Below are 18,574 nucleotides of genomic sequence, written 5' to 3'. Positions count from 1 at the left end.
CGCGTTTTCCTCGAGGTAGTGGCCGGGTCGCGCGAGGGTGTGGTCCGGCTTTGCTGTTGGACGAGTACGAGTGCGAATCGTGTCGCCGATCACCTGGGTGGTAGGGTGTGGCCATGATGACGGATAGCCAGTACTCATGGCCGCGCTTTTTCATGGAACTAGCGGACAAGCTGCTTGCCTTCAAGGATGATCGGCAGGCTCTTATTGCGACGTTGCAGCATGTCTACGCCGAACTCGGTATGGACCTGCCGACGCTTGACTCCGGCGGTATTCCGAAGGATATTGATCCTTTCACGGTCTACGGCCTCTTCAATCGAGGCCTCACAGACAAGAAGCGCCGGGCGGTTGCCCTCGGGATCGGTGGTGCTCTTGGTGTGGAAGCTCCGCTGCATGATGATTTTGTCGGTGTCCCTACGCTAATCAATTTCAATGCGACTCTCTACGACCAGGCATGTCGGGGTGATGGCGATATTGAGAGGCTCTGGGACCTGTTCACGGTTGCTCTGGCCTACGCGGACCGGCCGACAGAGCAGACGGGGGCGGCATTTTGCCACGCGTACGATGCTGTTCTCAAACAACGCTATGCCAGCTGGAACGTCACAATGGGCCTATTCTGGGTGCGTCCGTATGCCTACGTTAACCTGAGCAAACTGGACCGTTGGTTCCTCAGGCTTCCCGATCGTATGCCCCCGGACGTGAACGCCGAGGTCTCCCAGCTCGCATCGCCTCCCGGGGCCTTCGCCTATCTGGCGCTGCGCGACCGTGTTCTCGATGCTATGTCCTCCGGAGCCTACGAATACAAGACCTTTCCCGAGCTGTCCGCGTGCGCGTGGCGCGTTTCCGAACAGGTTAACCGTGAGAACAAACAGGCTGACAAAGACAAGGAAGAAGTCACCCAGGCAGCTGCCCTTGGCGACGATGGTGTGCAGACCGTGCGCTACTGGCTCTACGCTCCCGGAGAAGGAGCCTGCAAGTGGGACGAGTTCTACAAGCGTGGAATTATGGGACTGGCCTGGGGTGAGGTCGGGGATCTAAGCTCCTATGCGACTAAACAAGGTCTGAAGGCACAGATGCTCCAGACCTATCCTGAAAACGGCACTCAGAAGAACGACATTCACGCCCTGTGGCAGTTTGCGAACGAGATGAAGCCGGGCGACGTCGTATTCGTCAAAAAAGGCAAGGCAGAGATCGTCGGACGGGGTGTCGTGACGGGCAACTATGTCTACGATGCTGAGGGTAGCGACTATCCGAACATCCGCGAGGTCCGCTGGACCCACACTGGACAGTGGCCTGTCGATGAGCGCTTACCGATGAAGACGCTCACTGATGTCACCTACAAACAGGTCTTCGTTACGCTGATGGAGTCTTCTTTTTTCGACAGCGAAGAAGCTGCCGCTATAGAGGAAATGCCGGTGTCCTTGACTGAGTATTCCGTCGAGATATTTCTCGAAGAGGTATACATGGACCGCGAGCGCTACGACGCGATCGTGGGCCTGCTGAAAACAAAGAAGAACATCATCATGCAGGGTGCTCCCGGTGTTGGTAAAACCTATGCTGCCAAGCGCCTGGCTTACTCGATGATGGGCGTCAAGGATGTCTCGCGCGTCAAGCTGATCCAGTTTCATCAGAGCTACTCCTACGAGGACTTCATCGAGGGATACCGCCCCTCCGGTGCGGGATTCGAGCTGGTGAAGGGGGCGTTCTATTCCTTCTGCAAGAAAGCCGCCGACGACGAGGAGAACGCATACTTCTTCATCATTGACGAGATCAATCGTGGCAACCTCTCCAAGATCTTCGGCGAGCTGTTCATGCTCATTGAGAGCGATAAGCGCGGAAACGAACTCCAGCTCCTCTACTCCCGCGAACTGTTCAGCGTTCCTACTAACGTTCACATCATCGGCATGATGAACACGGCGGACCGCAGCCTCGCGATGCTCGACTACGCGCTGCGTCGCCGCTTCGCGTTCGTGGAGCTGAGCCCCGCCTTCGACTCCGACGGCTTCCGTGACTACTGCGCCGGCCTCGATAATTCGAGGTTCGAGGCACTCGTGCGCGAGGTGGAATCCCTCAACCGTGCGATCGCCGAGGATGAGTCTCTCGGCGAGGGCTTCTGCATCGGACACAGCTACTTCTGCAACATGAAACGTGAGACCTGCACCGACGAGGCCCTTGCCTCGATCGTGGAGTACGAGCTCATCCCGATGCTCAAGGAATACTGGTTCGACGAGCCTGGCAAGGTCCGCGAATGGAGCGACAGGCTGCGCAGGTCGCTGCGGTGATTCGCGTCCGCAACGTCTTCCACATGCTCGCCTACGCCTTCTCGGCGCTGCGCGAGCAGGGCTACCGCGCCGTGGCCACGGAGGACTTCGACAACGCCGCCGAGCTGTGCGCCGCCATCCTCGAGCGAGGCGTGTCCCTCCAACTCAAACGAGGCCTCGGGCAGGAGTACGTGAACCGGACCGAGGCGCGCTCCTCCCTACGCGGCAAAATCGAGGTCACAGAGTCCGTGAAGTCGCAGGCGATTCTGCGCCGCCAGCTGGTGTGCTCCTACGACGAGTTCAGCGTCGACACGGCGATGAATCGCATCATCAAGGCGACGGTCGCGCTGCTCGTGCACTCGGACATCTCACGGGCACGCAAGAAGAGCCTGAAGAAGCTCATGGTCTTCTTCGCGGACGTGTGCGACATCGACCTGCACACGGTCGACTGGAACATGCGATACGACCGTAACAACCGCACCTACCGCATGCTGATGGCGGTATGCTGGCTCGTCGTCAAAGGGCTGCTTCAAACCCAGAGCGACGGCACCGTGCGCATGATGGATTTCTTTGACGAGCAGCGCATGAGCCGCCTCTACGAGAAATTCATCCTCGAGTACTACCGCAAGGAACATCCCTGTTTGAATGCCAGCGCCTCCTTCATCGACTGGGTGCTGGATGACGGGGTTTCGGACGGCTTGCCCGCCATGCGCAGCGACATCACGCTGAGCGCTCGCGGCTGCGTGCTCATCATCGACGCGAAGTACTATGCGTCCACGATGCAGAGCAACTTCGACAAGAGGACCGTGCATTCAGGAAATCTGTACCAGATCTTCGCGTACGTGAAGAACAAGCAGATCGCCTTCGAGCGCTCGGGGGAGAGCATCGAAGTTTCGGGCATGCTCCTCTACGCCGCCACCGACGAGGACATCTATCCCGACGCCACCTACTGCATGAGCGGCAACCGCATCAGCGCGACGACGCTCGACCTGGACCGCCCCTTCGAGGAGATTCGCGCGCAGCTGGACGGGATCGCCGACACGCTCACTGGCCCGTCAACTCAGGCTTCGTGAAAGCGCGGACCTGGGCGGCATCCGGGTCGATGGACGTGACGGTCATGGTCTTTTTCGAGGCCTCCTCGAGTGCGCTCACGGACCGCGCGCTGGCCAGGAGGCGGCTTTCCATGGACGACACGGTCTTGTTGTAGAAGTCCACGGTTTTGGCCAGGTGCTTGCCCAGGTTTTCCATGTGGCCGGCGACGACGCCGAGGCGCTCGTACAGTTCGCGGCCCAGCGCGATCACCTGGTCCGCCTGTTCGTTGATGGACGTCCTCGCCCACGCGGTGGCGCACGTGCGCGCCACCGCCAGTAGTGTGACGGGGGAGCACAGGGCCACGCCTCGAGCCATCGCGTCGTCTAGGAGCGACGCGTCAGTGCGCAGTGCTGCCGACAGGGCAGCCTCGGATGGGACAAACAAGATGACCAGCTCGGGTGATGCGCCCAGTGACCGCGCGTAGTCGCGTCCAGCCAGCGCCTCAACGTGAGAACGCAGCGCCTTCGCGTGCGCCGACAGCTCGGCGCGGCGTCGAGATTCAGCGTCCTCTCCGCTCTCATCAATGGCACACGCCCGCAGGTATGCATCCATGGGGGCCTTCGCGTCGAGCGCGAGGAACCCCTGCCCGGGCAGGTGAATCGTGACGTCGGGACGGCCGAGGTCACCCGACGATGTGACCCCGCCCCGGCCTCGTCCCTGAGTGAGCGAGCCAATCGAACGCTGCTCCGCGAAGTCCACGTGCGGTAGCATTCCGGAAGCCTCCAGGATGCGCGCCAGCTCGACCTCGCCCCACGTGCCGCGTGCGCTACGCGACCGCAGAGCACCCTCCAGGGAAGCGGTCGTGCGCGCCAGCTCGGCCTCGCGACTCGCGGACTCGCGCAGCTGCTCGGCGAGGGCGCCGTGCTGACGCGCGCGAATCTGCTCCATCTGATCAACCCGCTGCGTCATCTGCTCCAGCTGCGCGCGCACCGGTGCGAGCGCCTGCAAGACGGAAGCATCACCCTGTGAGCGGGCCTCGGCAGACTCGACGCGCCGGGACAGCTCTTCCGCGCGCGCCTGCCAGCGGGCGACCTCCGCGCGCAGCGTGCCCGCCTCATCAGGCGTCGACGCACGGCGCGCCACGGCGCCCACGTACCCGAGGAGCGCGCCAACCACTAAGCCAACGATGAGAAAAACAAGCGACATACCCATGCGTGCAGTCTACGAACGGCCATGCACATCTGCGTCCGCCCCCGTGCAGCGTGGGTGTTCAACAACCTACCGTCGGTCTGATAAGTCGCCTATCCTGGGTGTAAAACTCAAGGGGGAGTGGCATGGAGTCCGTCGATCCGAAGAAGATGCAGGTACTGCTGCTGGTGGACACAAAAAAAGGTCAAAAGTGGCTGGATTACACTCAGAAGGTCATATCAGCGCAGCCGTATGGCAACGGTATCCATATCGTGTTTTCTAGCGGTGACAAACGTACATTCGGTCATGCGAGAGCACGACTTTACAACCAGGTGATGCACCGAAAAATTGGCGAGTTGGACTTGGTATACGTTGATGGAGATCTGCGGCGGAATGTAGAGCACGTGTACGAACTCAGGACGTCTGATGCCTCGGTTCAACCTCGGTACGTGCTTGAGTATAGAAATAAGGAAGGCAACCTGGGCACATGCACACGCGTTGGAAGTTCTGTCTCGCTTGACCTTATGACCGAAACACAGCGTCAGTGCCTTCCAATCATGAAGTATGTCCGTGAGGAAGTGCGTGCGCAGGCTGTGCGTGTGGGGGCGACGTGGCAGGGCGAGGGGAACAAGAGGTGGTCGACAGCCGAGCACAACGCTAAGCCGGATGCGATTCTTGCAAATCTGTGGGAAAACCTACCGAAGGCCCCCAGCGGTTCGGCGCTCGAAGCATATCTGCGAGGAACGAGTAGTACGCAGACCGGTGCCAGCGACCGGATCATCATGCCCTTCTACTCCAACATCGATCAGCGCAATGCGATTCGTGCGGCACTAGAGAATCAGATCTCGATCATTGACGGCCCGCCCGGGACAGGCAAGACGCAGACGATCCTTAATCTGATTGCCACGCTGGTTGCGCAGGGGAAGACGGTGGGTATCGTCGCCGGTGCGAACTCTGCTGTGGAGAACGTCGTCGACAAACTGACGGAAGAAGGATATGACTTTCTGGTTGCAACCCTCGGTAGCCGGGATCGTGTCGATGCGTTCTGTGCATCCCAGACGATCAAGGATCAGAACCGGGGTGACTGGCAACGAGAGGCGCAGCAGAGACTCAAGGAATCACCTGGATTGATAACGCCAGAGGCTCTACGCGTCGAAGAAGAACGCCTCGCCTCCCTGTGGCAGGATGCTCGTGATATTCCCAAGCTTCGCTCGAAGCTCACGGAGACTCAACGCGAGCGCCAAGTATTTGAAGAAAAGGTACGGGAGAGCGGGCGTACGGTCCCCGATATCTCGCACCTGTCCGTCACGGGCAAGAACTCTGAGACTCTCGCAGACCTCCTTGCTCTCGCGCGCTGCCTACCGAGCCCAGGGCGCGGCATTCGCGGACTGATTGAGAGAGTGCGTCGCTATTTTGCATACGGATTCTTGAAGGGTGTTGACCTGGGAGATCCGGATATTCAATCAGCGATCCAGACGGCCTTCTACCGTGCTCATGAACAGGAACTCGCCCAGCGCCTCGAGGAAGCAGAGGAACGCGCAGTCGGCGATGGTCTGGCCAAGGTGGCAGCGGAGTATCGTGAGCACTCTCGACATGCATTCGATGCTGTTCTCCTGCGCAGGTTTGAACATCGGTCCCTGATGCACGTGGAGCCAGCGACATTGCGTGATCAGACGGATAAACTGCTTCGCACTTATCCCGTTGTTGCCTCCACCTGCTTCTCGATCCGTAACAATCTGAATGCGGCCACTCTGCTCGATTGGGTCATCATCGACGAATCCTCTCAGGTTCTGCTACCCCAGGGGATGGCGGCACTGAGTAAAGCCCGCAACGCTGTGATTGTCGGAGACGACAAGCAGCTTAGTCCGGTCTTCCGAGGGTGGGACGAGAGCAAGCAGGAACCCCCTGAGGCTCGCTTCGACGTGCGCTCACTCTCGTTGCTCGACTCCGTCAAGATGATGCCGAAGTCCGCGCGGGTACCGAATACGCTGCTGAAAGAGCACTACCGTTGCCACCCGGACATTATCGAGTTCTGTAACCGTACGTACTACGGCGGTCAGCTCATTCCGATGCGCGATCCTGGCGAGGATGCACCCGATCCACTCACGGTTGTCTACGCTGCGCCTGGTAACCATGCGCGTCATCCGCTCCACGGGGGTGGGCGCTTTTCGCAGCGGGAAATTGATATCATCGCTCAGCTTCAGGAAATGCAAGTGCTCCGCGAGGGGATCGGAGAGGGAGACATCAGAGACCCGAAGTCCGGTGATTTTGTCCTTGGCGTCGTGACCCCGTATCGTGCGCAGGCAACGCGAGCGACCAAGCGAATCCAATCAGAGCTTGGCGATGGGGAACATGGTCGCTGGCTTGCGGAAACAGTTCACAAATTCCAGGGACGAGGTGCGGGAACGGTCGTTCTGTCGACCGTCCTGAATGCCAATGATCCGGACGCCGCAAAGGACTTTTTTGACGATAATGCCCTGACGAACGTGGCAGTCTCACGCGCGAAAGATCGCCTCATTGTCGTGACGACCAACGGTGGAGTGCGGCTTAGTCGCAATGTTAGGGAACTTCTTGATTACATTGAGATGCGCGATCCGCGCAGCCTCGTCCAGTCGAACATCGTCTCCATCTTCGACGTCCTATATCGAGCATATAGTGAATCGCTCGAGCGATACTCTCGTGTCAAGAATTCCAGTTCAGATTATTCTGCCGCAGAAAATGTTGCCGAGCTATGCCTGCAGGAGATACTTGCAGAGGAAAAATATTCGCACTTCGAGTACTGGAAGCAAGTTCCCCTCAAGGACGCTCTGCCCCACGTGGGTGGGTTGAGTGATGAGCAGTACACGTTCGTGTTCTCAGATAGCGCTCTGGACTTCGTGATCCGTGTGAAGGGCTCGAGAAGGGTCTTCCTTGCCATTGAGGTAGACGGCTGGGAATTCCACGGTATGAGCGAAGAACAGCAGAGACGCGACGCACTCAAAGACTCGATTATGAATGTCTATGGGATCCACGTCCTGCGTCTGCCCACGATCGGATCCGGGGAGGAACAGCAGATTCGGGAAGCGTTGGATCGGCTCCTCTAGGGTGGCGTCCTCTGCACCCGGTGGATGTCCTAGGTGACCGTTGCGGCGGCTTCTGTTCGTCATCGTCCATGGCTCGCTACGAGGCATGAGCTGGGGTGCGCACATACGTGCGGTTGTGGGAATACGGATGGGAGGATGTGCGTGATGGTTGCGCAGCATTCTTAGTGTTTCGTGCTGGTTCTGCGCGTACCCTGAAACAGAAGGGCGCGCCTCCAACGACGGGGGCACGCCGCAGGGCACCTCACCGTGGAGGAGTACGACGCCATGACGGTTCCACCATTGTTCGACCCCCTCGATAGCGAGGATGAGGATCAGCTGCGGCGCGACACCACGTCGCAGGACGTAGGCTTTGAGGCCGGTGGCGCTCCGGGGGTTGGTGACGACGTCCGACCCGCGCGGGCCCATCCCCGGCTTCGGGCCTGGCTGCACGTCGAGCCGTTCTATTGGACGATGCGCGTGGTCTACGTGTGCCTCGCTGCAGGAGCTATCTTCGCCGTCTACATCAACGGGGTCGCCGAAGGCTGGTGGAGAGCCTGGGGCGAGAAGCCAAGCGTCGCGGCCACGGCCCCCACCGTCCAGCCCACGCCCGCGGCATCTCCGACGGCCTCGGGCGAGGCAGCAATGTCGGGCGGCTACCAGATCGGTGCAGACGGAGTCCTCGTGCGCCCCGCCCAATACGCCGCAGACACCTACACCAAACCCGAGTTACCTGAGGAAGCCAAGGAAAACACCGAACGTGGAGCGGAAGCAGCCGCAGAATACTACCTCGCTGTTGCAACCTACGCCTGGAATACGGGAGATACCTCTGCTATTTCGGCACTCTCGGGCGATGCGAGCGGGTTCGCTCAGTCGCTGATAAACAAGATTGATAACGATTATTCCAATGGCTGGGTCTATGGCAAGTCACTCACCGTCGATCATGTTCTTCTCCTAGAACCCGTGCCTGCCAACGGTTCCGATGTCCCGCCTAACACAATTGGCGTGAAGTTTAGCGTTACTGCTGTTGATGGAACGAAATGTTCGGGCAGGCGAATCACAGTACGTAACGAGGAGTACCAATCCACGATTTCCCTGTTCATGACATGGCAAGAGAACGGCTGGGTTGAAACGCAGGGAAGGGCAGAATCCAATGAACGCTAGCCGTATTGGTTGCCGTTTAATACTCGTGTTTCTTGTAGCTATATGTGTTGTTTGGAGCCAGGTGTCTGATGCAGCGGCAAATGACTGGGATGAGACTTCCCATGATTGGGACCAGATGGTGGAAGCGGATGGTAGTGGCGATGTAAAAGCAAGTGCTGACGAAAAATGGGGATACCAGGCTGCGCCCGTAGCAGTTCCCCCTGCATCTCACATCAACAACGTGGATGACTCGATCCGTCTGTCGAACTCTGCTCTTGCTGGGCCCGATGCTCAAACCTATGCGAATGATGATCAGTGCGATGGTCGCACTCTGCACACTGTCACGCAGCCTGACGGAACAATATCAAGACCATTCGTGTGCGTGCATTACTCATCGACCTCTACGATTCCGACAGGTTACGTACCTTCCACCAGCGAGATTCTGTACTATGCGGCCACCACGATTCACGCCGATGGCGCTGGGTTGCATAAGCGGCCGTCGAAGGTGTCGTACACGAACAAGTACGTCCCCACGCTCGTGGCGGCCACCCATCCGACCCAAACCCACACGATCAATCTGCTGGGACACGACATCACCATCACACTAAAAGCCACCAGCTACGAATGGGACTGGGGCGACGACACCCCGAACACCATCACCGCCTACCAAGGAATGGTCTTCGAGAAAGGTATGGACCCCAACAAGGACCCCCGGCTGATCCGCCACTACTACACTCCACCCAACGGATGGCGCTCACGCTTCGACGGACCCTACCCCGACGCCACACGCACCATCACCCTGACCACGACCTGGTCGGGTACGGCCACCAACCCCTTCACCGGAGAAACCCAAACCATCAACGGCCTGGTCACCACCAAAGAAACAACAGGCCCATTCCGACTCTCCCACCTCATCGTCTCAAACACCGACACCTGGGAAGAAAAACAAGGCCACTAAAACGCAGAGCAGGTGCGAACCTACGCCACCACCATGGCGACAGTTCCGGCGCACATGAGGGCCAGACCCAGTAGGTAGCGTGGTGTGAAACGCTCGTGAAACGCCACGGCTGACACGGCGACCGTCACGAGGATCGACAGCTTATCGATGGGCACGACGACCGAGGCAGGTCCATCCTTCAGCGCGTGGTAGTACGCCAGCCATGACGCGCACGTCGCAGCGCCCGACGCGACGATAAACGCCAGCTCCCGGCCGGGAATCGAGCGGACCTCGCCAAGGCGTCCCTGCATGCACACGATCACCCACGCCATCGCCAGCACCACCAGCGTGCGCACCGCCGTCCCCAGCGTCGGATCAACCCCCGAAATGCCGACCTTCCCAAGGATCGACGTCAGCGCCGCGAACAGCGCGGACGCGAGGGCAAACGTCAGCCAGCTGCCACCCCCGCGCAGCGCACGCGGCAGGCCTGAGAGGTCGGAGGGCTCCACCATCAGAAGCGTCCCCACCGTGATGACGACGATTCCAATGCCGCCCCATACGCTCACGGGTTCACCCAGCAGGATGAGCGCAAGGATGATCGCCAGGACCGTCGACAGCTTGTCGATGGGGGCGACACGGGACACGTCCCCTCGAGACAGTGCCGCGAAGTAACACAGCCACGAGGCCCCCGTCGCCAGTCCGGACAGAACCAGGAACAGCGCAGAAGTCCCGCCGATAGACGCAACGCCGGAAGCGGAGCCCGTCACAAGCACCATGCCCCACGCACCAACGGCCACGACAACTGTGCGCAGCGCCGTCGCGACGGTCGAATTCGTCGAGGCGACGCCCGCCTTAGCGAGGACGGACGTCAATCCTGCAAACAGGGCAGACAGGCAGGCTGCGACGATCCACATGAGATCAGCCTAGGCCCGACGCTGGCGGACGCGCACCTGAGAATAATGACGGTGTGTCATGGGCGCCAGATCACAGAAAAAGTAGGTTATAGTTATCGCGTATCCAGGCCTCGTGGTGGGGTCACAACGCAGTGTAAAGGAACGAGATGAGCGACAACCTCGACGAGCTCGGCGTCAACGGCGAATTCGAAGAAAACGGCCGAGAGATCGTGCTCGACACAAGCGGCGAAGCGGAGCTGACAGAAGAAGCCTCCGATGGCATCGCTGAGCTGCGCGAAACGATCGCACAACAGGACTCGGAGGCCGAACAGTACGCGATCGAGTTCCTCAAGAAGGTCGTGCGTATCCGCGGCGTGCGTATTACCCGCGATGAGTTCCTGCGTCAGGAACTGCGCAAGCTTCACATGAGTGACGACGCAATCGCGCGAGCAGTCGACTCGAACCCGGTGCTCGCAGGCGTGTCCTTGACCGATCTCGACAAGCTCGCCGACGGCATCATCTCCTTCGAGACGAACAAGTCCGCGGCGATGTCCTTCGCTGCGGGCATCCCCGGCGGCTTCGCGATGCTCGGAACGGTCCCCGCGGACCTGATGCAGTACTACGTGCACGCGTTTCGGATCATGCAGAAGCTTGCGTACCTCTACGGCTGGCGTGAGCTCCTCAGTGACATGGATGAGGTGGATGACGAGACGATCGGTGTCCTCGCGATGTTCTTCGGCGTCATGCTCGGCGTCGGTGGCGCGGCCCAGTCGCTGACGACGTTCGCGCGCTCGGTCGCGATGCCCGCGTTCCAGAAGCAGGTGACGAAGCAGGCTCTCACGAAGACCTCGTGGTACCCGATGATGAAGCATTGCCTGCGTTTCATTGGCATTAACGTGACGAAGAAGAGCTTCGCGCAGGGCGTCTCCAAGGTGATCCCCCTGATCGGTGGCGTCGTGTCGGGTGGCATGACCTTTGTGTCGCTCCAGTCCCAGTCCACTCGCCTCAAGGGCCACCTGCGCGAGCTGCCGCCTCCCGGAGTCGACGCTGCGGTCTGGAAGCAGTCGGTCAGTGAAGCGACCCCGGACGACCAGGAGCCGGGCGTGCTGGATAGCGCCCAGCAGGCGCTCGAGAGCACGACCAAGGCCGTCACGAGTGGCGCAAAGACTGCGGCTACCGGCATCGCCGATGGTGCGATGACCGCGGCCTCCGGCATCGCGGATGGTGTCAAGGGCCTCTTCGGTTGGAATAAGTAGCATCTCGGGGACGAGGCGGGGGCTGGGTGTGCGTGATAGCGGAACCCAGCCCCGGCCTCGTGACGCCTGCGCTGAGGGGGACAGGAACCCGCTAGAGTGGTCCCACGTGCGTGCGCCGACAGCATGCCGTCAGACGAGGAGGAACTCGATGCCCGACACGATGAAGGCCCGTGCCCACAGCTCCGATCCGATTGGAGCTGGCGCCGGGCAACAGTCCGAGGCGGAACGGCGAGCGCTTGAGTTCCTGTCAAAGGTCGTGCGTGTTCGGGGCGTGCGCATCAACCGCGACGAGTTCCTGCGTCAAGAACTGAGTAAGCTCCACATGAGCGACGATGCGATTGCGAGCGCGATCGACTCGAATCCCCTGCTCGCGGGTGTTGCTCTCACCGAGATCGATAGAATCGCGGACGAGGCGATTTCCTACGAAACGAACAAGTCGGCGGCCATCTCCTTCGTCGCGGGTATCCCCGGTGGGTTTGCGATGCTCGGCACGGTCCCCGCGGACCTGATGCAGTACTACGTGCATGCGCTGAGGATCATGCAAAAGCTCGCCTACCTGTACGGCTGGGGCGAGCTCCTCCCGGACGGCCGTGAAGCCGACGATGATACGCTCGGCGTGCTTGCGGTGTTTTTTGGCATCATGCTGGGGGTTGGCGGTGCCGCTCAGTCTCTCACGGCTTTCGCCCGCGTTGCAGCGAAGACCGCCTACCAGAATCATGCGACCAAACGCGCTCTCATGAGCATCACCTGGTACCCGGTCGTCAAGTACAGCCTGCGTCTCATCGGTATTAACATCACGAAGAACTCCGTCGCGAAGGGGATCTCGAAGGTTGTCCCCGTCATTGGTGGATTCGTCTCGAGTGGCCTGACCTTCATGGCGCTCCAGTCTCAGTCCGTCCTCCTCAAGGACAATCTGCGAAAGATCCCGCCTCCCGGCCTCAGCGTTGACGAGTGGAGCCAGCATCTGGGTGGCGCGGCCTCCGAGGCGCGGACAGTGGAGACTGCGGACAACATCCAGAAGGGTCTGCGGGGCAAAGCACAGGTCGTGATGGTCGGCGCGAAGAGCGCGGCCTCGGGTATCGCCGATGGCGCCTCGAGCGCTGCTTCCAGCCTCGCCGGGGGAGTGAAGGGGCGCTGGGGGCGCCGTCGATAGCGAACGCCGGGACGAGGCCGGGGCCGGGGAGGCGCGCATCCGCGAGGCTCGGCACAGGCCTCGGCGTAGTGTTTAACGGGCCACTGTTTCCTACTTTTTCAGCCCCGGGAGAGAGAAAACCTGCCACCATATGCGGGTGAATGAGACGACGAAACCGGCCCTGGCCTCGTCCCAGACTGAGGCCGGCCCTCTGATCCTGCAGGCCTTCGCCTGGGACATGGCACCGGACGCCAGCCACTGGCGCTACCTCGCCCAGCACGCACGGGCGATCGCGGACCTGGGTGTTACCATCATCTGGCTGCCGCCCGCCTACAAGGGCCACGAGGGCATCGACGACGTCGGCTACGGCGTCTACGATCTGTACGACCTGGGCGAGTTTGACCAGAGGGGCTCCGTGCCCACGAAGTATGGGACGAAAGACGAATACCTGGCCGCCATCGAGGCCCTGCATGAGGCGGGAATCGCCGTGTGCGCCGACATCGTCCTCAACCACCGCATGGGTGCTGACACGACCGAGACCGTGCGAGCCACCCCGATCAACCCCCAGAACCGTCATGAGGCCATCGGCGAGCCCGAGATGATCGAGGCGTGGACCCGCTTCACGTTCCCGGGGCGCGCGGGCGCGTACTCGGACTTCACGTGGGACTGGACGTGCTTCCACGGCATCGACTGGGATGAAGCCACGAAACGCAACGGCCTGTGGCTGTTCGAGGGCAAACACTGGAACGAGTCCGTCGACACGGAGTTCGGCAACTTCGACTACCTCATGGGCTGCGACGTGCACGTCACCGAACCCCGCGTCAGCGAGGAGCTGGACCGCTGGGGTCGCTGGTATGTCGAGACGACCGGCGTGGACGGGCTGCGCCTGGACGCCGTCAAGCACGTGGGATCGGACTTCTACGCCCGCTGGCTCGAAGATCTGCGCGCCTCGACGGGCCGCCGCCTGCCCGCCGTCGGCGAGTACTGGAGCGGTGACGTGCGCGAGCTCGAGGACTACCTGGAGCGAGTCCCCAACGTCATGCTCTTCGACGTCCCCCTGCACTACCACCTCCACGACGCGTCGGTGTCGGACGGCAACGTCGACTTGTCCCGACTGTGGGAGAACACGCTGACGGCGTCCCATCCCGACCAGTCCGTCACGTTCGTCGAGAACCACGACACCCAGCCCGGCCAGTCGCTGGCCTCAACGGTTGCCCCCTGGTTCAAGGCGGCCGCTTACGCCATCATCCTCTTCCACGAGGCTGGGGTTCCCTGCGTGTTCTGGGGTGACCTCCTCGGTTCTCCCGAGTCTGACGACCTGCCCGCCGTGCGCGAGCTGCCGATCCTCATGGGGATCCGTGCCCGCGCAGCCCTCGGCCCGCAGCACAATGCTTTCGACGACGCGGACGTGGTCGGCTTCGCCCGCGAAGGCAAGGAAGAGATTCCCGGCTCCGGATGCGCGGTCATCCTCTCCGACCGGATGGCCGCCGAGAAGACCCTCTACGTGGGGCAGTGCCACGCCGGCGAGGAATGGGAATGCGTCATCGGTGGCCACCCGAGCGTGCGCGTCGCGGAGGACGGAACCCTCACGGGCGTGGTCAGCGACGGCGGCCTCAGCGTCTACGTGCCGCGCGCCTGAGCGCATCACACGCCCCGGCCTCGTCCATGGTGACGAGGCCGGGAAACGTGTGCGTACGAACGCTACTCCTGGGTGCCACCCAGGGCGGGAATACGTTCGATCTGGTCCTTGAAAAAGGCCTCGGCCGACGCGACGAAACGCTCGATGCTGGTCGAGACCTGCGCGTCCGTGAGCCCGTAGCGGGCGGTGACGAACTGCTCGGCGCACAGGCGCTGACGGCCGTCGTCCAGCGACGCCACGTAGACCTTCGGCCACGTGGTCGCCCCGTTCCAGTCATTGCACGCCTGAATGAGGCGCTGACGAAGCTCCATCGACACGTCCTCGGGGATCGCGGCCCACATACTCAGGTCCGTGCCATCGTTCGCGATCGAAAAAATGAAATAGCCGCGCCCGATACCCATGTGCAGGCTCTGGTCTTCCACCCTGTAGTTGAAGTCGTTACGGTCGAAGTAATCGATCAGCCGTTGCACGTTGAGCGGACGCACAACGGTGCGGCGCGAAATGGCGGCCTTGCACTCGGCGATGATTTCCGGCGCGTCCTCGTTGGTCGGATCCATGGCGACGCACTGTTCCAGGTACGTCAGCGCGCTCTCCTCCTCGTCCTGCCAGTACAGGGCCGTGCCAATCCGGTAGTACCAGCGTGGGTCAGCCATGCCTTCAGCTTCGACGCTGCGCAGCAGCTCGATCGCGTGCTTGATGTGATCGCGGAAAGAATCCATGTAGGGCTGCGCGTAGTTAATGTAGGCGCGCGCCAGCAGACTCGTCAGCTCGTAATCCATCGCCGATGGGGGCTGCCCCTCGATGAGCGCGATGATTTTTTGGTGTTCCTTCTCCTCGTGCAAGAGATTAATCTGGTCGATAAGCGACGAGCGAGAATCCACGGAATCTCCTTCAAACGATGCCGAATGTGACTGCCTGATCACAAGCATAACAGGGCGCGTGTCGGCTTTGAGCCGCTGATGGACCGCTCGCTGTGTAGGCTGACAGGATGGAGCAGACCGGCATGAATGAGGACCACGTGAACGACGACCTGCGTGCGCGTATGAGCGAGGCCGACGCCGCCCAGTGGGACGAAATCCAGCAGTGGAAAGCCTCCCAGCTGAGCGACAAACGCCCCCGCGCTATCACGCAGAAGATGAAGTCGGCAGCCCTGGCTCCGGTGGGTAAAGCAGTGTCCATTGCGCGCAAGGTTCCCGGCGGGGAAGCACTGACCCGAACCATGTCATCCGCAGCCCTCGGACTGGTCGAGCTGGCTGCCTCCGCATCCGAGGCCTCGGTGCGCCGTACGCGCATCCTCAAGGCTTATCGCGCAGCCGGACACGACGTGACAAGCCTGCGAGACATCCGCTCTCTGCCCCTCGACCAGGTGCTCGTGGTCAAGCCTCGCCTGAGCCTCGCATACTCGGGTACGGCAGCCGCGGAGGGGGCGGTCAGCGGCGTGTTCGCCTCCGGCGGCTCTCTCGCCGCTGTGCTCGGCATGGGCGTCGCGTCGGCACCCGGCGTCGGTGTCACTGCCTCGGCGATGGCCGTCGATATTACGACCTTCCTGGCAGCGGCCACGCGCCTCGTCGCCCACACCGCTGCCTACTACGGCTACGACTCCGAGGATCCCTCAGAACGCCTCTTTTCCACGATGGTGCTCTCCCAGGCGATCGACCCGGCCGGCAGCGGGCGTGACTTCGTTGTCGAAAAGCAGGCGACGATGCTCGCCTTCAACCAGGTGATGCGCGACCTCGCGCGCAAGGGATCCCTCGAATCGCTCGGCGGAAGTGCGATCGTGAGCGCCATGAAATCACTCTTCTCAGCGATGGGCGTTCGTCTGGCCAGCCGCAAGCTCGCACAGATCGTTCCCATGGCCGGAATCGTGGTGAGCGCTGGCCTGAACGCCGCGCTGATGCGCACCATCGGGGACACGGCCGACCATCTGTACCGGGAGCGTTTCCTGGCGGAGCGCTACGGCCACGTGCAAGCGAGCGGCGCGTCGACGGACCTCATGCCGTCAACCGGGCCTCAGGAGCTGAGCGTCGACGTCGCGCGTTACGTCGAACTCGCCGAGGCCGAGAGTCGCCCGTAGAGGAGTGGCAGTCCCACTTCCTCTGTGGCGTGGGCCTCTTTTTTGTAACCGTGTAGGCTTGGGGTATGACGGATCAGCCGGAGGAAGAGAACAGCGCACGCGACGATATTCGGCAGCGCATGACCGACGACGATCGTGCGCAGTGGGATGCGATTCAGGAATGGAAGGCCGCTCAGGTCAACCCTCGCAGTCCTCGAGTCATCACCCAGCGCATCCGTTCGTACGTGCTCACCCCTTTGAAAAAAGTGGTTGGCTTCGCGGGCAAGATGCCCGGCGTTGCTGCGGTTGCCGGCTGGATCTCATCGGCTGTCCTGGGGCTCGTCGAGAAGGCGACATCAGCCGCTGAATCCTCGGTTCGACGCGAACGAATTGTGAAGGCGCATCGCAGGGCTGGCAACGACGTGGAGTGTCTCGAGGACATCCGAAACCTGGACCTGGCAGAGATCCAATTGGTCAGGCCCCACCTGAAGGTGGGATATGCCGCCGTTACCGCGACGGAAGGAGCGGTGAGCAGCGTATTCGCGACGGGAGGGGCGGTTGCGGCCATCCTCGGTCTGGGCATCGCTTCGGCACCCGGTGTTGGCGTGATTGCAGGGGCCATCGGACTTGATATCGCGACTTTCCTGGCCTCCTCTGCGCGCCTCGTGTCACACACGGCTGCGTACTACGGGTATAACACGAAGGATCCAACGGAAAAGCTGTTCTCCGCGATGGTTTTATCCCAGGCGATCGCCCCGCGAAGCACGGCTGATGACCATGTCGTCGAGGAGAAGACCTCGATGCTTGTGTTTAACAAGGTGGTACGCAAGCTCACCAAACGCGGATCGATGGAGAGCGTCGGGAACAATGCGCTGACCGCATCCGTGAACTCTCTCTTCGCGGCCCTCGGAGCGCGTCTCGTCGGCATAAAGATGGCGCAGATCCTGCCGATTATCGGCATCATCGTCGGCATGGTCCTCAACGCCTCCCTCATGCGCACCATTGGCGTGACCGCCGACCATCTCTACCGTGAACGTCTTCTGATCGAACGATACGGACAGGACGACTCCGCGTCCGATCGTGAAGAAGCAGACGATGAAGAGGATCTGGATACGGAAGTCGCGCGCTACATCGAGCTCACCAAGGCGGAAAACGCCGCTAGAGCGCCCCGATTCGGTTAGCTCCTCGAGTTCCAGTTCTGCCAGTCGTTCCAGTCGTCGTCCTGAGCGTCGACCGAGATCATCGGCATGCGCGCGGACGAGGCTTGGTCCTCGTTCTCTGCTTCGATGGCGTCGTTGTGGTCCTCGCGCTGCTTGCGGCGCTTGCCCCAACCCCAGCGCTTGCGGCGCTTTGACTCGCCTTCCTGCTCACGGCGCGCCTCCTCATTCCACGAGAATTCTGAGTTCCAATCTTCCTGGAATGCGGCGGGCACTGCCGGAGCCTGCGGCGTGGCGGACGGGCGTGGGTCGATCGGGGCCTGGGGCGCCTGGGGCATGGTCGGCGTCTGCGGTACGAACGGAGCCTGGGGCACGGCCGTCTGAGGCCCCTGTGTACCCGTGACCTGAGGCGTTGTCGGCACGTACGGCGCGGCCGGGGCAGCGGGAGCGGCTGCCTGTTCGGGGGCAACAGGCGTGGTCTCGGCGCGTGTCGTCGCAGACCAATCGAAGGAATTCACCCGGCGGACACGAGGAATCTGGGCTGTCGGGAGCTCACCATCGTCGATCACGGGATCGAACGAGGCCTGCTGCGTAGGCTCAGGTTCCGGCGCGGGCTCGGGGGCGGGAGCGACGACGGGTTCGGGTTCGGGGACCACGATGGGTTCCGGTTCCGGCGCGGGCTCGGGTGCGGGAACGATGATGGGTTCGGGCTCGGGGACCACGATGGGTTCGGGTTCCGGTTCCGGCGCAGGTTCGGGGGCCACGATGGGTTCCGGTTCCGGCGCGGCCTGTGGAATCACCACGGGTGCGAGTCGCGGAACAGCAAT

13 protein-coding genes and 1 pseudogene are annotated in these 18,574 nt (G+C 61.6%); 10 read left to right on the top strand and 4 right to left on the bottom strand.

Annotated elements, in window-relative coordinates:
* Positions 1-113: 113 nt before the first annotated feature.
* Together QP415_RS09055 and mcrC are read left to right on the top strand one after the other, a co-directional pair.
* On the top strand, positions 114-2,279 hold the full coding sequence (locus tag QP415_RS09055) for an AAA family ATPase (protein ID WP_285099767.1): 2,166 nt from the start codon (positions 114-116) through the stop codon (positions 2,277-2,279).
* Positions 2,246-3,331 carry a 5-methylcytosine-specific restriction endonuclease system specificity protein McrC gene (gene mcrC, locus QP415_RS09050; RefSeq protein ID WP_285099766.1) on the top strand — a complete coding sequence of 362 codons (1,086 nt, stop codon included), beginning with the start codon at positions 2,246-2,248 and terminating at the stop codon, positions 3,329-3,331. Before QP415_RS09055 ends, mcrC begins: the two co-directional genes overlap by 34 nt.
* Here the strand turns inward: mcrC and QP415_RS09045 are convergent.
* Positions 3,303-4,502 carry a DNA recombination protein RmuC gene (locus QP415_RS09045; RefSeq protein WP_285099765.1) on the bottom strand — a complete coding sequence of 400 codons (1,200 nt, stop codon included), beginning with the start codon at positions 4,500-4,502 and terminating at the stop codon, positions 3,303-3,305. The genes mcrC and QP415_RS09045 overlap by 29 nt on opposite strands.
* A gap of 122 nt (positions 4,503-4,624) precedes the next feature.
* On the opposite strand from QP415_RS09045, the gene QP415_RS09040 reads away from it, so the two are divergent.
* From QP415_RS09040 to QP415_RS09030, 3 genes are all read left to right on the top strand, one after another.
* Positions 4,625-7,561, top strand: a complete 2,937-nt coding sequence (locus QP415_RS09040) for an AAA domain-containing protein (RefSeq protein WP_285099764.1) — start codon at positions 4,625-4,627, stop codon at positions 7,559-7,561.
* A 264-nt stretch (positions 7,562-7,825) separates the two neighbouring features.
* Positions 7,826-8,701, top strand: a complete 876-nt coding sequence (locus QP415_RS09035) for a DUF6318 family protein (protein WP_285099763.1) — start codon at positions 7,826-7,828, stop codon at positions 8,699-8,701.
* Positions 8,702-8,762: 61 nt separating this feature from the next.
* The gene (locus QP415_RS09030; RefSeq protein WP_285099762.1) at positions 8,763-9,638 is read left to right on the top strand and encodes a hypothetical protein; all 876 of its coding nucleotides are present in this window, start codon (positions 8,763-8,765) and stop codon (positions 9,636-9,638) included.
* Between the two features lie 20 nt (positions 9,639-9,658).
* Here the strand turns inward: QP415_RS09030 and QP415_RS09025 are convergent, their stop codons facing one another.
* A complete protein-coding gene (locus QP415_RS09025; protein WP_285099761.1) occupies positions 9,659-10,531 on the bottom strand; it encodes an EamA family transporter in 873 nt (290 codons plus the stop codon).
* A gap of 146 nt (positions 10,532-10,677) precedes the next feature.
* On the opposite strand from QP415_RS09025, the gene QP415_RS09020 reads away from it, so the two are divergent.
* The 3 genes from QP415_RS09020 (at position 10,678) to QP415_RS09010 (ending at position 14,537) form a co-directional block, all read left to right on the top strand.
* On the top strand, positions 10,678-11,766 hold the full coding sequence (locus tag QP415_RS09020; RefSeq protein ID WP_285099760.1) for a hypothetical protein: 1,089 nt from the start codon (positions 10,678-10,680) through the stop codon (positions 11,764-11,766).
* Positions 11,767-11,914: 148 nt separating this feature from the next.
* Positions 11,915-12,919 carry a hypothetical protein gene (locus tag QP415_RS09015; protein ID WP_285099759.1) on the top strand — a complete coding sequence of 335 codons (1,005 nt, stop codon included), beginning with the start codon at positions 11,915-11,917 and terminating at the stop codon, positions 12,917-12,919.
* A gap of 130 nt (positions 12,920-13,049) precedes the next feature.
* Positions 13,050-14,537, top strand: coding sequence for an alpha-amylase (locus QP415_RS09010; protein WP_285099758.1), 1,488 nt, complete (start codon positions 13,050-13,052; stop codon positions 14,535-14,537).
* A gap of 62 nt (positions 14,538-14,599) precedes the next feature.
* On the opposite strand, the gene QP415_RS09005 is transcribed toward QP415_RS09010, so the two are convergent.
* Entirely contained in the window at positions 14,600-15,418 is an 819-nt protein-coding gene (locus QP415_RS09005) for a YbjN domain-containing protein (protein WP_016460166.1), read from the bottom strand.
* 107 nt (positions 15,419-15,525) lie between these two features.
* Here QP415_RS09005 and QP415_RS09000 point away from each other — a divergent pair, with 107 nt between their 5' ends.
* Positions 15,526-16,611, top strand: a complete 1,086-nt coding sequence (locus QP415_RS09000; protein WP_285099757.1) for an EcsC family protein — start codon at positions 15,526-15,528, stop codon at positions 16,609-16,611.
* A gap of 65 nt (positions 16,612-16,676) precedes the next feature.
* Complete coding sequence (locus tag QP415_RS08995) at positions 16,677-17,771, top strand: EcsC family protein (protein WP_016460164.1); 1,095 nt, start codon at positions 16,677-16,679, stop codon at positions 17,769-17,771.
* On the opposite strand, the pseudogene QP415_RS08990 reads toward QP415_RS08995, so the two are convergent.
* A pseudogene (locus tag QP415_RS08990) lies at positions 17,768-18,574 on the bottom strand (hypothetical protein); the annotation flags it as partial. The gene QP415_RS08995 and the pseudogene QP415_RS08990 sit on opposite strands and share 4 nt — an antisense overlap.

Origin of the sequence: Pauljensenia sp. UMB3104, assembly GCF_030217285.1 — a bacterium.
Lineage (GTDB): Bacteria > Actinomycetota > Actinomycetes > Actinomycetales > Actinomycetaceae > Pauljensenia.
This window is presented reverse-complemented; position numbering and strand designations above follow the sequence as displayed.

Excerpts from the sequence above, each read along its gene's own strand:
- mcrC (WP_285099766.1), top strand. The coding sequence starts at position 2,246 with ATGGAGCGACAGGCTGCGCAGGTCGCTGCGGTGATTCGCGTCCGCAAC.
- QP415_RS09000 (WP_285099757.1), top strand. The coding sequence starts at position 15,526 with ATGGAGCAGACCGGCATGAATGAGGACCACGTGAACGACGACCTGCGT.
- QP415_RS09040 (WP_285099764.1), top strand. The coding sequence starts at position 4,625 with ATGGAGTCCGTCGATCCGAAGAAGATGCAGGTACTGCTGCTGGTGGAC.
- QP415_RS09055 (WP_285099767.1), top strand. The coding sequence starts at position 114 with ATGATGACGGATAGCCAGTACTCATGGCCGCGCTTTTTCATGGAACTA.
- QP415_RS08995 (WP_016460164.1), top strand. The coding sequence starts at position 16,677 with ATGACGGATCAGCCGGAGGAAGAGAACAGCGCACGCGACGATATTCGG.
- QP415_RS09025 (WP_285099761.1), bottom strand. The coding sequence starts at position 10,531 with ATGTGGATCGTCGCAGCCTGCCTGTCTGCCCTGTTTGCAGGATTGACG.
- QP415_RS09045 (WP_285099765.1), bottom strand. The coding sequence starts at position 4,502 with ATGGGTATGTCGCTTGTTTTTCTCATCGTTGGCTTAGTGGTTGGCGCG.
- QP415_RS09015 (WP_285099759.1), top strand. The coding sequence starts at position 11,915 with ATGCCCGACACGATGAAGGCCCGTGCCCACAGCTCCGATCCGATTGGA.
- QP415_RS09035 (WP_285099763.1), top strand. The coding sequence starts at position 7,826 with ATGACGGTTCCACCATTGTTCGACCCCCTCGATAGCGAGGATGAGGAT.
- QP415_RS09020 (WP_285099760.1), top strand. The coding sequence starts at position 10,678 with ATGAGCGACAACCTCGACGAGCTCGGCGTCAACGGCGAATTCGAAGAA.
- QP415_RS09010 (WP_285099758.1), top strand. The coding sequence starts at position 13,050 with ATGCGGGTGAATGAGACGACGAAACCGGCCCTGGCCTCGTCCCAGACT.